Annotated in this window: 11 protein-coding genes; 6 read left to right on the top strand and 5 right to left on the bottom strand. The window is 43.1% G+C overall.

From position 1 onward, the window contains the following. Positions 1-60: 60 nt before the first annotated feature. Both BR06_RS0105465 and BR06_RS0105460 read right to left on the bottom strand, forming a co-directional pair. On the bottom strand, positions 61-1,125 hold the full coding sequence (locus BR06_RS0105465) for an OmpA family protein (RefSeq protein ID WP_031480924.1): 1,065 nt from the start codon (positions 1,123-1,125) through the stop codon (positions 61-63). Positions 1,126-1,240: 115 nt separating this feature from the next. Next, a complete protein-coding gene (locus BR06_RS0105460) occupies positions 1,241-2,560 on the bottom strand; it encodes an L-cysteine desulfidase family protein (protein ID WP_031480922.1) in 1,320 nt (439 codons plus the stop codon). A gap of 626 nt (positions 2,561-3,186) precedes the next feature. Between BR06_RS0105460 and rfaD the strand changes: the two genes are divergently transcribed. The 6 genes from rfaD to BR06_RS0105430 all read left to right on the top strand — a co-directional run bounded on the left by rfaD (position 3,187) and on the right by BR06_RS0105430 (position 11,335). Beyond that, positions 3,187-4,167: an ADP-glyceromanno-heptose 6-epimerase gene (rfaD, locus tag BR06_RS0105455; RefSeq protein ID WP_031480920.1), complete on the top strand. Its 981-nt coding sequence runs from the start codon at positions 3,187-3,189 to the stop codon at positions 4,165-4,167. Positions 4,168-4,199: 32 nt separating this feature from the next. Beyond that, entirely contained in the window at positions 4,200-6,512 is a 2,313-nt protein-coding gene (locus BR06_RS0105450) for an LPS-assembly protein LptD (RefSeq protein ID WP_235727672.1), read from the top strand. A 209-nt stretch (positions 6,513-6,721) separates the two neighbouring features. Then, entirely contained in the window at positions 6,722-8,704 is a 1,983-nt protein-coding gene (mutL, locus tag BR06_RS0105445) for a DNA mismatch repair endonuclease MutL (protein WP_031480916.1), read from the top strand. Positions 8,705-8,734: 30 nt separating this feature from the next. Continuing rightward, positions 8,735-9,859 (top strand): alanine racemase, encoded by a 1,125-nt coding sequence (gene alr, locus BR06_RS0105440; protein WP_031480914.1) that lies wholly within the window; start codon positions 8,735-8,737, stop codon positions 9,857-9,859. 51 nt (positions 9,860-9,910) lie between these two features. Then, the gene (locus BR06_RS0105435) at positions 9,911-10,099 is read left to right on the top strand and encodes a hypothetical protein (RefSeq protein ID WP_031480912.1); all 189 of its coding nucleotides are present in this window, start codon (positions 9,911-9,913) and stop codon (positions 10,097-10,099) included. Between the two features lie 81 nt (positions 10,100-10,180). Beyond that, positions 10,181-11,335, top strand: a complete 1,155-nt coding sequence (locus BR06_RS0105430) for an ABC transporter substrate-binding protein (protein ID WP_031480910.1) — start codon at positions 10,181-10,183, stop codon at positions 11,333-11,335. Positions 11,336-11,390: 55 nt separating this feature from the next. On the opposite strand, the gene BR06_RS0105425 is transcribed toward BR06_RS0105430, so the two are convergent. The 3 genes from BR06_RS0105425 to BR06_RS0105415 form a co-directional block, all read right to left on the bottom strand. Further along, positions 11,391-11,972 carry a flavodoxin family protein gene (locus BR06_RS0105425; RefSeq protein WP_031480908.1) on the bottom strand — a complete coding sequence of 194 codons (582 nt, stop codon included), beginning with the start codon at positions 11,970-11,972 and terminating at the stop codon, positions 11,391-11,393. Positions 11,973-12,130: 158 nt separating this feature from the next. Beyond that, complete coding sequence (locus BR06_RS0105420; protein WP_031480906.1) at positions 12,131-12,853, bottom strand: SDR family oxidoreductase; 723 nt, start codon at positions 12,851-12,853, stop codon at positions 12,131-12,133. 232 nt (positions 12,854-13,085) lie between these two features. Continuing rightward, positions 13,086-14,339 (bottom strand): iron-sulfur cluster carrier protein MrpORP, encoded by a 1,254-nt coding sequence (locus BR06_RS0105415; RefSeq protein WP_031480904.1) that lies wholly within the window; start codon positions 14,337-14,339, stop codon positions 13,086-13,088. Between the last annotated feature and the right edge of the window lie 112 nt (positions 14,340-14,451).

Here is a 14,451-nt window from a genome sequence, read left to right as displayed (position 1 = left end):
TTACTCTTTATTAGTCTTGAAAACAAGAACCAGTCAGGAGCTTATAATCTTTAGAGTTTTTTATTCTTCTACATCAATTTCAACACGACGGTTAAGCTTGCGGCCTTCCTTAGTCTTGTTGTCGTACTTTGGATTCATTTCGCCGTAACCCTGAATCATGATGCGATCAGCAGAAACGCCGTTTGCAGCCATCCAGTCGCCTACAGATTTAGCTCTGCGTTCGGATAGGCCCTGATTGTATGCTTCTGCACCAGTGCTGTCTGTGTGTCCGCCAACCATAACCTTAAGGTTCGGGAAAGACTCAAGCATTGCAGCAGCTTCTACAAGAGATGGTTCCATTTCTTCAGTGATCTGGAATTTATCGAAACCGAAGTTAAGATTACGGAAAACGATTTTTTCCTGAACTGGAACAACTACAGGAACAGGAACTATTTCAACGATAAGTTCTTCTTCTGTTGTGTAGAAAACGTCCTGAGCGAATTTGTCGAGAACGGCTTTGTTTGAAAGAGCAGATGCTTCTACGAAAACTCCACAAGGAGTAAGGGAAGCAAGACGCTTCATCATAGAAATTCCCTGTGGTGTATCTGCAACACTGATGGTGTGCAGGCAGAAACGATCACCATATTTTTGGGACATGTTGTTGATAATTGCAGCAGGGTTCCTACCTACGTTTGAAAGACCGTCTGAAACAAAGATAACTGCAAGTTTGCCTTTCCATGTGGAAAGAGTGTTATCTAGATCAGAAAATCCAGTTCCCATTGGGGTAGACTGGAAGAAAGGAAGATCAGTTGGAGCTGCATTCAGTCCTCTAGCAATAGCACCTTTATTGTAAGTTGCTTTTGGGGAGTATGTTGCAAAGTCAGGCATTGCATAAAGCGCAGACTGGTATCCTAGATTAGGGATAACGTTATTCAACTGCTTAAGAGCGTTTAGGCCTGAAACGATTTTAGAGTTGCCTGTAGCTTTGTATGCTTCTTCCATGGAAGGAGAAGTATCTACAAATAAAGCAAACGCGTCTACTTTAGGTTTGAGAACAATTTTTGACTCCGCTGAAGCCAGTGATCCCATAGCCATAAAAGCGATCAACATTAAGGCAAGAAGTGAAATTAGTTTTTTACTTTTCATTATAAAATTCCTCCAAAAAAATGGTTAATAGGTTTTAATAAGATATACTTATACCTTAATTATTAAGGTATTATTTTTTCTTAAGCAATGTTTTTGTATTATTTTTATACAACTCTTAATTGCTTGCTGAAGCAAAATGTTTCTCAAGCATAATTTTGAGGATAGTTCTATCCGTATCAATCATTCCCTGCGTGCTCAGTGTACCAATATTTTGCATGGTCTGTTCCGGTGATGTACCAATAATACCATCTGTTGAGTGAACGTTAACTCCGTGAATCGCAAACAGTGCAGCTTGAACAGCCGTTCCTGCAGCTGTCGCGAGCTTAAGAGCGCATCCAGACTTAGCCCCGTCACAAATAATTCCGGCAAGATCCTCCGTTATATTGGTAATTGCTCCAGCCATCTGCGATGATGTTCCTCCCATTAAATAAGTGGTTCCTGCTGTTGCTCCTGCGCCAGCTGCCACGGAGCAACCGCATACAGCGGATAATCTGCCCGTTTGAGCTTTCACATAAGCTGTGACTAAATGACTAAGCGCGATGGCTTCGAGCAAAGTTTTTTCATCACAATCAATAAATTTACTAACTGCATATATCGGCAGAATTGCCGTTAGTCCGTGGTTTCCGGAACCGCCAGAGCTCATGGCAGGAAGTTTTATTCCGCCCATTCTTGCATCAGAAGCCGCCGAGGTGATAATTCGCGCCGATAGTATCATGTCGCGGGTAAGAATTTTCAGTCTTGCCAGTCTTTCTAGTGTAAGTCCTACCCCGAGACCTGACCCATGTTTAAGGCCATAATCCGCAAGGCGCATATTATATGTAATTCCTTCCTTGAGAAATGCGAAATCGTCATCATCGAGGTCGCTAATCATATCAATGAGGTCATCGAGCGTAAGTTTTTTTATAAAGTCTTCAAGCTTGAAAACATCAGCTTTTTGAGCTTGCTTTGCTTTTACCAACGGGGAGTCTGTAATCGGCTCGCCGTCCATTGTTATCCCCGTGATATTGTCATGGACTCCTTCAATAATTGCTTCAACCTGATGTTCTTTGAAGGTTAGCAAAGCTTTAACGTAAATGCCTTTTTGATCAGCAAGAAGATGCACTGTAACTCTGGACTCCTCTTTAAATTTGCAAGCCCGCTCAACCCCTTCTTCAGTGATAGGTTCAAGGGCTTCCAGTCCAAGAGAGGCATCGCCGCATAAAGCTCCAAGAGCAGCAGCAGTATCCAGTCCGTTCAAACCTCCGGTTCCTGGAATAATTACCGCAAGACCGTTTTTATAAATATTAGGGTCGACCCATATTTCAATGTGGTCAGGGGTTTCATCTTTAAAAATAGAAGCGGCTGCAGCTGTCGCTAGAGCTATAGCAACTGGCTCAGTGCATCCAAGTGCTGGAGCAACTTCAAGATGGAGAATCTCTTTAACGGTATAGGCCATATGCTGATTAATCCTCTTATTTGTTTTTTTACTTTCTGATTTCGCTTGCTAACGTATATATAACGTAGTTATTAATAAAGTCTAGAGAAAATCATGATAAAGACAAGTGTTTGTATCAGTATAACATGAAATAAAATACAGGCAAGCGTAAAGATGATGTATCACAAATAATAATTATGTTGAGTAGTGTTATTTGTGTAGTTCAAAGCAATTTTTATTCTATAAGTGCATCTAACTAACTGTTCATATACAATTGTGTAACATTAATAAATATTAGTACTGCAACAGTTAATGTATTTTTTATAATTTGTGCAGTTGTTGGATGTATCTTTAATGAATATGAAAGGAATTAAAATTAAAATTGATTTATTATATTGAGTAAATAAATTCATATAAAATAATTAAAATGAATGTTTTCAGCCTTGTAATAAGAATCGCGGTGGATTTTAATCTTAACTGTGTAAGTGGAATTAATTGTTTTTATTGATGAACATCAGTCAATTTTGATGTATGGGACGAAATGTTGTTGAAAATTGTTAGAAAAATAAGTAACATCCGACATCTTGAACTGTGCAATTGTATAGTAACTTAGTCATATCTGCCTAAAAAAGCAGGAGAATTGATATATGTATATTGTTACCGGCGGAGCTGGTTTCATTGGTAGTGCCATGGTTTGGAAGCTCAATCAGATGGGGATTGACGATATTTTGATCGTTGATAACCTTGCTAAGAGCGATAAATGGAAAAATTTAGTTAATCTTCGTTATGAAGATTATGTACATAGAGACCAGTTTTACCGGTTAATCCTTGAAGGGGATGATCCTTTTGAAACTGATGCGATAATTCACATGGGAGCTTGTTCTTCCACCACAGAGCTTGATGCCGATTTTCTGATGGAAAATAATTATCGTTATACGCAGATGCTTGCTCGTTTTTGCCTTAAACATGATGTCCGCTTTATCAACGCTTCCAGTGCTGCGACTTATGGGGATGGCAGGTTTGGGTTTGATGATAATCATGATGGCATCACTCAGCTTCAGCCCATGAATATGTATGGTTATTCTAAGCAGCTATTTGATCTATGGGCGCTCCGCGGAGGGGTGCTGGATAAGATGGTCTGTCTCAAATTTTTCAATGTTTTCGGGCCTAATGAGTATCATAAAGATGACATGAAAAGTGTTATCTGCAAGGCGTTCCGCCAGATCTCAGATACAGGTGAGATGAAGCTTTTCAAGTCTTATAAAGATGAATACCCCAACGGTGGGCAAATGCGCGACTTTGTTTATATTAAAGATTGCGTAGATGTTATGTGGTGGTTTTTACAGAACCCAGATAAGAACGGTATCTTCAATATCGGGACAGGTCAGGCGCGCCAGTGGAATGAACTGGCAAATTCAGTTTTTGCTGCAATGGATGTTAAACCTGACATTAGTTACATTGAAATGCCTGAGTCTATTCGTGATAAATATCAGTATCTTACTCAGGCAAATATGAGCAAGTTAGTTGAAGCTGGCTATGAAAAGCCGTTCACTGCGCTTGAAGATGCAGCTAAAGATTACGTTCAGAATTATCTTGCGCAAGAAAATCCGTTTTTAAAAAGCATATAGTTTAAATATTTGAATATTAGAGGTAGATCGTTTTGAAATTAAGGCTAACCATACTCATACTTTGCTTGCTAATGTGTTCCTCGGGTTACGCATTTGCGCAAGAGCATCTTGTTATTCCTGCGACTAAAAGTGATGTTGCAGGGAGAGGTGATAAGGAGTGGAAATTCTCTGCGGATAAAGTTGTCGCTGAGAATGATAGCGAGTATGTGCAGGCTTATGGGAACGTAACTGTTCGCAGTGGCGGAAGCTATATTAAAGCCGACTTTGCGCGCTTCTACCAGGCTACAAAATGGATTTATCTTAAAGGTAATGTCAAAGCGCAGTGGGAAGGCGATTTTTATGAAGCCGGCGAAGCTGAATTTGACCTGAATAATATGGTCGGTTGGCTTAAAAAAGGCCGCGTTTTTGTTGCAAAGCCTCATGTTTACTTCGAAAGTGAATTTATAGAAAAGCATAACGGCGCCACTTATAGCTTTAAAGATGCAAAAGTCACTGCTTGTGATGGAGAGAACCCTCTTTGGTCTTTTGAGTCTGAAGAAGGGGACATCACTCTTAATGGCTATGCAAGACTTTGGCATTCTAAATTTAAAATTAAAGGTGTGCCTGTCGCATACACCCCGTATATGAGCCTCCCGCTTGAGTCTAAACGCCAATCGGGTTTTTTAACGCCTTCAATTGGTAGTTCAGATAAGATGGGCTTTAAGGCTACTGTCCCATACTACTGGGCTATTGATGATGAGAAAGATCTGACTGTATACGGTGAATATCTCGGAAAACGTGGATTTAGACCTGGTGTCGAATACCGTCATAGTGACGATGCTAACTCCAAGGGGGAGTGGCGGGCTGATTGGTTATATGATGGTAAATCGTATGACAATTCCGCTGACGGATCCAGCGTATTTGAAGATAACGGAATGATCAGACCAAACAATAATAGATGGTGGGTCAGATCTAAATATGATGGTTATATAGGATCTCCCGATTGGCAGACAATGGTTGATATAGACATGGTTTCTGATCAGGATTACCTCCGCGAATTCAAAGGTGGTTTGAATGGATATGACGAGACTCGCGAAGGGTTCATTGATGGGTTCGGTCGAGATATCGCCGCTGCGGATTCCAATAATCGAATAAGTACAGCTCTTGTCGCTAAAAGTTGGGACGAATTTTCTGTTTCCGGCTTGGTTCAATATAATGAAAATCTACTCTACCGTAATGGTAATAATCCTGGTGATTTAAACCCTACGTTGCAGACATTGCCTGAGTTTGATGGCTTTGCTTTCAAGCAGCAGATAGGTGATACCCCCCTTGAGTGGCAGGGTGATATGCAGGCCAGTTATTTCTGGCGTGAATATGGAATGACCGGTGGACGCTTTGATATCCATCCGGAATTAAGCATGCCTGTAACTGCAGCGGGAATTACTTTTATCCCTCATGCAGGGGTTAGAGCTACGTCATACTTGATGGATTCTTTTGAGAATGCGAACTCAACAATTAATAAAGATTCAAGCCAAGGCCGTATCATGGCCGATGCTGGAATTAGCGCATTCACCGATTTTTTTAAAGTTTTCGATGTTGGATCAGGCCCAGTTGTTTCCAAAGAGAATATTGGCCAAAGCAGCTGGACTAAAATGAAGCATAACATTGTTCCGCGTCTCGATTACAACTGGGTGCAGGATCAGCGGGACCAAGACGAACTGCCTTATTTTGATTCCCGTGACCGCATATCAGCAGAAAATGATATAGTATTCTCACTTACAAACGTATTTGATAGGAGCCTGTCTACTGTTGTTGCAGGGGAAGGCGGAGAAGCCGCTCTTGAAAATGAATATCTTGAATTTTTCAGGTTCCGCTTAGAACAAGGGTATGACATTGACGAGGCCAGTCGTTCTTCTGAATTGAGCGAATATGAGAGTCGCCCGTTTTCTGATGTCATGGGTGAAGTTATACTGACTCCTTATAATTTTGTTAATCTGACTTCGCGCACATGGTTGTCTCCGTACGTAGGAGATATTACTGAGCATGAGAATGTGCTCCGGGTTTTTGATGATTCGATTGGTGAGGTGCTTTTCGGCTACGATTACCTTCGTAAGATTGATGAGTATAAACGTTCGCAGGCTACCGATATGCAGATTGTTCGATACGGTGCTAAAGCTTTTCTTCCATGGGGCCTCGAGGTTGCTGGAGAATTCAGAGCTGATCTAAATAACAATCAAGACCTTGAAAAAACACTTTCCGTAGGCTGGAAACAGCAATGTTTCTTCGTCGAGTTTCTTGCATCTAAAACTACCGTTGACGAAAGTTACAGCGTGAATTTTAACTTAGTTGATTTCGGCGTGTTCTAGACTTCATAAAACGAATTTAATAATATTAAGCCCCCCGTTCACATGATGGACGGGGGGCTTGCCTTATTGTAAGTTTTTTAAAAAATACGCGCATAATCCCTTGATTATCATTAGATGAGACTTAATTGTATTCATCACGAATTGATTGAATACGTAATGGAATATTTAGTGTGTTAATGAAACAAGTGAAAAGGATACGTTAGCTGGATATGAGCAAAAATAAAATTCATGTTCTTCCTGCCGCACTAAGAAACCAAATTGCGGCCGGTGAAGTTGTCGAACGTCCCTCCAGTGTTGTTAAAGAGCTGGTAGAAAACTCTATTGATGCCGGAAGCACTCAAGTTGATGTGCTTGTTGAGCGTGGCGGTCAGGGACTTCTTTCTGTGCGCGACAATGGGTTTGGGATATCCTCTGATGAATTAAACCTTGCAGTAACAAGGCATGCGACAAGTAAAATTTCAGGAGTCGAGGATCTTTCAAGGATTACCAGCTTCGGTTTTAGAGGTGAGGCTCTTCCTAGTATCGCTTCCGTATCCAGATTTAAAATGAGTTCTTGCACTGCTGATTCGTCTGAAGGATGGTTCATAAGTGTAGAGGGCGGTGATGTCGTTGATGAAGGGCCTGCCGCTATGCCGGAAGGAACTTCCGTTGAAGTTAAGGACCTTTTTTATAATATTCCGGCCCGGTTGAAATTTTTAAAAACTGAGTCAACAGAAGCTCGGCGCTGTAATCAGGTTTTATTCAAGATCAGTCTTTCAAATCTGGAAGCTGGTTTTTCTTTCGTTTCAAACGGCAGAGAGCAATTCAGACTTCCACCTGCACAGACTCTTCCTGAAAGGCTATCTTTGTTCTGGCCCCGCAATATTTGTGAATCTCTGTTGGATTTCTCCCATGAAGTTGGGGATATGAAAATTTCAGGATGCGCGGGTATTCCTTCTGTTGCTCAGGGACGCGGCGATAGAATTATTATGTTCGTAAACGGACGCCCCGTTCAGGACAAACTACTCCTTAGCGCCATTCGAGGTGCATATAAGGGCAGGCTTATTTCCCGCGAATATCCGCAGGCAGTTGTCTTTCTTACCCTTCCACCAGAATTAGTAGATGTGAACGTGCATCCTGCGAAAATGGAAGTTCGTTTTCAGGACGAAAGGTCGATTTATAGTATTATCCACAATGGTATTTCTCAGGCTCTTGCTCGTTATGAACTTGGTGTAGTTGAAGGTGATGACTCTTCTGGCATTGAAGTTTTTTTGTCTGACACACGTTCGGCTGTAGAAGAAGGGCCGAGGGCAACGCACACTTCCCTACCCATCGAACCTCGTCCGAAATTTTCCAGTTGGAATGAGTTTAAGAATACAGATTTTTCAAGCGAGCCTGATCCTGTAACTCAAGCTGGATCTCAGCATATTGATGAACGTTTTGGGCGTACTGACTTTACCGCTCCGGTTCATGGCGGCGGTGATATTAATTCCGAATTTGTAAACGAGCAATCTGCCGGTTATGAAGTGCACGGTGGCGCAGACTCGCAGCTTGTTCCATCAAATGGTGTGACCTCCGATGTTACAGAAAATGTACGAACTTCCGAAGTTGGAGGTTCTTACGAAGGAGTTGGAGATAGCGCTCCTAGATCTCTGTACGTACCTGGTACGTCTATCGAGTATTTGGGACAGGTTTCCGATACTTATCTGGTCTTAAAGCTTGTTAACGGGTCTCTTGGCCTGCTTGATCAGCATGCAGCCCATGAACGCATCATTTATTATAATATGCGGGCTGAGCGGACGAAAGGCGATTCGCGCCCGTTGGCTATTCCTATTGACCTGACTTTACATACTAGTGAAGTTTCAAGAGTGCAGGAAATGTGGGAAGAATTGCGTAGTGCCGGATTTTTGCTTGAGCTTGAAGGTGGAGTGACCCTTTCTATGCGAGGAATACCTCCATCCCTTGAAACTGGTGAAGCTAAAGAGTATCTCAAAGCAGCTATCAGTGGACAGGCTAAGAGTCTTGATGATTTATGGATTATGCTTTCATGCAAGTCTGCAATCAAGGCGAACCAGTCTCTAGCGGTTGATGAAGCTCTTGCTTTGCTCGAGGCTTGGGTTCAATGTCCGCAACGTGAGTATTGTCCGCACGGCAGGCCGGTAATGATCAGCTGGTCTTTTTCTGACATGGAAAAATTATTTAAGCGCAAATAGAATCATTTGAAAGAGGCACACGGTAAATCTATGGCAATCGGATATAATACTCTTGAAGTTGAAGTTGATCTTGGCGCAATCCGTAACAATTATCGGGTTCTTTGCGAGAAAGGATATAATGTATACGGCGTTATTAAGGCTGATGCTTACGGGCACGGACTTATTAAAGTTTCTCGCGCTCTCGAGAGTGAAGGCGCAGATACCTTCGCCGTTGGCACAGTTGCTGAGGCTGTAGAGCTCCGTGCAAGCGGTTGTACTAAACGAATTATTGATTTGCTTGGACCTCTTGATGAACCCGATTGCATGGCTCTGGCTGAGAACAGAATAATTCCTTTTGTCGGTTGTTTTGATCAACTCAATTTATTGGGATCGGTTGCTAGGAATCACAAATTAGAGATTGAAATAAGCTTAAAATTCGATACTGGAATGGCTCGTCTGGGATTTAGTTCAGAAGAGTTGCCTGATCTGATCTCTAGGCTCGAAGAGTTGCCGCAAATCCGCCCTGTAATGGCAAGTTCTCATCTTGCAACCTCTGATGATCCTTCATACGAAGGGTATGTTGAAGAGCAGACAGCTAAGTTTAAAAGTATTTTAGATACGCTTGAGTTGTCAGGGATTAGCGTTGAGCCTAGTCTGGCTAATTCCGCCGGTATTTTGAAACATGATAAAATAAATTTCTGTGCTCAGCGTGGCGGTATCGCCCTATATGGCGGTAATCCTTTTGGTGGAACAGAGTGGGAAGCTCTTGGGGCACGTCTGAAACCTGCTATGCAAGTCAGCACAAAGATAGCTTCTGTTCACAAGCTTAACAAAGGGCAGACCATTAGTTATGGATGCACTTATACTGCCGAGAAAGATATGACTGTTGCCATTGTCTGCGCTGGATATGCAGATGGGTATAGCAGGCATCTTTCAAACAACGGGCAGATGTGTATTAACGGTCAGCGGGCAAATATTCTGGGACGCGTGTGCATGCAGCTTACGGCTGTGGATGTTAGCAATATTCCGGATGTGAAATTCGGGGATGTTGCTTATCTGCTTGGCGGTGAAGGAGGCGGGGCTATAAGTCCCGAAGAATTGGCAGCTTGGTGGGGCACAATTACTTATGAAGTTTTCTGTATTTTGGGTCTGAACCCGAAGAGTTATATAGAATAAAATGTTGAGACGCTTCAATTGGAAGCAAAACTGTTTCAGGAGGATATTACTATGAGTTGGAGAGTAGCTGAAAGCCATCCCCTTAAGGATGTTGATCCGGCGGAACTTAGGTACAAATGGGAAGAAGTCGCGATTGATATGGCACTTATTCCTGCAAGCAATGTCCGCGTTTACATCGAAGACGGCATTGTTCGTATCGAAGTAAGTCAAGAGCTATACGACTGTATGGCCGGAATTTAGTTGTTAAGGGGTAGTTCTTTACGGAACTGCCCCTTAGTGCTTTAATAAGGAAAATATAAATCTCCGGAGGTTCTTCCACCCATGAATTTTAAAAAAGCAGCTATTATTTTTGGTCTGATTATTATGATGGTTTCCGCTTTGGGTGGATGTTCTGGTGAAAAATCAGCCAGTGGTCCTGAACTTCGAGTCGGGGTGATCGGCGTCACCAGTGGTGAGTTGTTCAGAAAAGGTACGTATATACTTGCTGCTGCCAGATATGCAGCCGAGGAGGTTAACGCTGAGGGCGGTGTTGATATTTCTGGCGTTAAGCATTCTGTAAAATTATTTCCAGTCGATAGTGGCGGAACTTCTGAAATTGCGACGAGCATGGCCTTGCGCCTGATTGATCAGGATAAAGTATCTGTTATAATTGGCGGAGCAAGCAGCGCAGTTGCGTTAGCTATTGCCAAGGTTTGCGAAGAAAAGAAAGTTCCTTTCATTACCCCCGTAGCCAGCACTAATAAGCTGACATCATATAAATACGCATTTAGAGTTTCCTATACTAACTCCGTGCAGGCAGCGGCTTTATCTCGGTTTGTCAGTGATAAGCTGAAAAGCGAATCTGTTGCGGTCTTGTATGATGCAGATAATACTTACAGTGCCGAGTTGGCGACTCTTTTTAAAAAGGATTACTCTAAGCGCGGAGGAAAGGTTGTTGCTTTCGAAAGCTACCCGGCAGGATCGCGAGAATATGATGCGCAATTGAAGAATATTGTTGCAGCCAATCCTAAAATTTTATTCCTGCCGAACAATACGAAAAAAATACAGATACAGGCTCGTCAGGCTATAAAGCTTGGATTTAAGGGTATCCTTTTAGGCGGTGATTCATGGGACCCTGTTGATCTGCTTAGAAACGATATTTTCAAGAATAGTTACTTTACCGACCATTGGTTCCCAGGGCTTCCAATTCCCGGTTCCGCAAAATTTGAAGTTGATTATAAGAAAAAGAATGGAGTGGATCCGACTGAGATGGAAGCATTAACTTATGATGCAGCTATGTCCGTTTTTGCCGCCATCAAAAAGGATCATTCTGATGATCCTATCGCTATCCATGATGGGCTAGTGGACATGCCGCCATTTGCCGGAGTGACGGGTAAATTTGACTACAACAATAACGGTGATCCAGCTAAAGATGTGTTTATCTCTCATCTTAAAGATGGCCATGTCGTTCTTGCGGATACTATTTTTGTGGAATAGGTAATTCCGCTGTCCTGAAAAAGAATAGTTATGCTCGTTAGTTGCTAGCTTAAAATTACAGAGCTTCCGCAAGAGTTTTTCCTGCAAGCCTTGCTTCTTCCATGATGTTTTCATGGTTGGCTATGATTCCTTTGTCGAAGAGGTTCAGGACTGAAATTTCGCTCACTATTTCGTAACCGAATGCTTCGAGCGGAAGGCGCATTGCTTCTAGAGTAAATCCCATATCTTTTTTATGCGCCTGTTCGGCAACAGCTCCGATAACAGCTTTACGTCCTTGTCCTGCAAGTCTGCTTGCCCAGCCCCTTGGGCGTGAGTCTGTGAAATCGTAGTAGCAATACATGCGGTCGATAAAGGCTTTCACCCATGCCGTTACGTTGTAGTTGTGAACTGGTGAGATAAGAACCAGTCCCTTGGACTCTTCAATGAGCGGATATAGTGTAGTCATGCCATCATCAAACATGGTGCAGACTTTTGCTTTTCGGCACGCTTCGCATCCTACGCAGGGGTCATATTTCAGGTCGCGCAAATGAATCGTATTGGTGGTAACTCCAACTTCCTGCGCTCCTTCGAGCACGGCTTGCATCATAGTATGCGAATTACCTTTCTTTCTGGGGCTACCTTCGATTGCGGTGATCATTTGATTTCCTTGCTGTAATGCTCGAATTGCTGAAATTGTTTGAACTATATGTAGACAAGTGCCATAGCTCTAGCGCGCGTGGCAAGAATTAAATCGGCTCCAACTACTGGCGCAGTCGAAGCCGATTTAAGTAATGACTAACTGTTCCAACTCTATTGCTATTGCGGCTGCCCTGTAGGCGCTATTACTATTTCGCGTACGCACACATTTTGTGGCTGCTGATATGCGAACATGATCGCGCCTGCAATATCTTGCGGCACAAGAACAGACCCCATCGCCTTTTTAAATTCGTTATATCCACTGATGATTTCGTCTGATGTTGTATGGCTGAGTAGCTCTGTTTCAACAACACCGGGGGCAATGGTAACGAGGCGGACATTAGATCCGCAAACCTCTTCACGGATGTTCTCAGTCATTGCGTGCACAGCAAATTTAGTTCCGCAGTATGCAGCGTGCTCGGGAAAAGTTTTTCTTCCTGCGACAGAGCTGATGTTTACAATAGTCCCGCCCTGCCTTGCCTTCATTTCAGAGATGACAGATTTCACACCGTTCAAAACTCCCATTACGTTAACGTCGAACATCGCTTTCCATTCAGATGGATCTTGTGTGTCTATCGCGCCAAGAAGCATCAATCCTGCGCAGTTCACGAGGCAATCTGCTTCGCCGTATTTAGCTTCTGCCTTTTTAACTGCGGTCTTGAATGACTCTAGATCTGTAACATCAACTTTTTCGCACATGGAGTCTGGTAAACCTAAGGCTTCGAGTCGATCGACTCTACGTGCCAGTAATAGTAACGGGTGCCCGGCAAGCGAAAATGCTTTAGCTGTTGCTTCGCCAATTCCTGAACTTGCTCCAGTTATAACTACGAGTTCTTTGCCCATTTTATACTTCCTCTTTAGTTTGGTTTGACATCATGAATAGAAAATAAGGAAGGATGAGTATGTGATAGATGGATTAATGCGTCAATAAGGACTCTGAAAAAAAGTTGGATAGAATCGTGATATGGCAGAAAAATAAAATAATAATGGCCCGCAAAAGATGAGTTTTGCGGGCCACTATCACTTAAGGAGTAGGAATGTGATATTGTCTAAGAGCTTTGTATTGGTAGATTGACTAGTGATCGCAGGTGTTCTGACCTGTGACAAGAGAACCTGCTAAGTAATTAGCAACAACGTTTTCAGGGGATTCAGCTGGAGCTCCAACAACGACTCTTACGCCGGCATCGGTGAACATGGTCTGCGCTTTTGCACCCATGCCGCCAGCAAGGACAAGGTGAACGCCTTGATCTGCAATCCACTTAGGTATAACGCCCGGCTCGTGCGGTGGAGGTGTTTCCATGTTTGTGGCAACAACACCTTTGGTCATGGTATCAACATCAACCAATGCAAACTGTTCGCAATGACCGAAATGCATGGCAAGCTTACCTGCTGCAACAGGGACAGCTATTCTGACCATGCCGTTTTTACCTGCAAGGTCTTCCAGATTAGGCATTTTTAAATTTTCTTGCAAAGTTTCAGCGAGATTCAGCATCGGTTTGATAATCGCGCTTAGTGCCTTACCTGTGATGCCGTCATGGTCAACTCTGACGATAGGATAGCCTTCGTCTCCTGAGCGACCGACTTCTGGGTCTAGCGGGATTTTACCAAGGAAGTTTACGCCCATTTCTTTAGCAAGATCTTCTCCGCCGCCTGAGTTGAAAATGTCATGAACGCTGCCACAATCTGGACAAACGAAACCACTCATATTTTCAACGATTCCAAGAACCGGGTTACCGACCTGTTTGCAGAAATTAACTGAGCGGCGAACGTCATCAATAGCAACTCCCTGAGGAGTGGTTACGATAACAGCCTGAGCGTCAGGTCCGAGAGTCTGCAATGCGGAGAGAGGTTCATCACCTGTTCCGGGAGGGCAATCTACAACGAGGAAATCAAGATCATTCCACGCTACATCCTGAACGAATTGCTTAATCATGCCGATTTTAACCGGTCCACGCCAGATGACTGGCTCATCTTTACTTGGAAGCATGAACCCAAGGGACATAACCCATAAGTTTTTGCTGTATGAAATAGGTTCAATAATTTCGTGACCGATGTGAGGCTGTTGGCCTTCTAGGCTCAGCAGTCTTGGAATACTTGGGCCATGAACATCAACATCAAGCAGGCCGACCTGTTTGCCCGCGAGGGATAAAGCTACGGCAATGTTTGTTGCCACGGTGCTTTTACCTACGCCGCCTTTACCGGAGATAACGACGATCTTGTGTTTAATTCTGGCAAGGGTCTTTTTCATTTTCATATCTTCAGGGCTGCAACCCTGAGATGAACATCCTGAACCGGAGGAAGAACAGCTTCCGCAAGCTTGATCGCTCATTTATAATCTCCCGCCCCTGAAAGTAGGGGGTTATGTTTTATCACTAAAGAAATATCCAGCATAAAGTAAGACTTATAGTGGCGATGTCAACACATCGCCACGTTTGAGTCTA

Source organism: Maridesulfovibrio frigidus DSM 17176, from assembly GCF_000711735.1.
Taxonomy (GTDB): domain Bacteria; phylum Desulfobacterota; class Desulfovibrionia; order Desulfovibrionales; family Desulfovibrionaceae; genus Maridesulfovibrio; species Maridesulfovibrio frigidus.
This window is presented reverse-complemented; position numbering and strand designations above follow the sequence as displayed.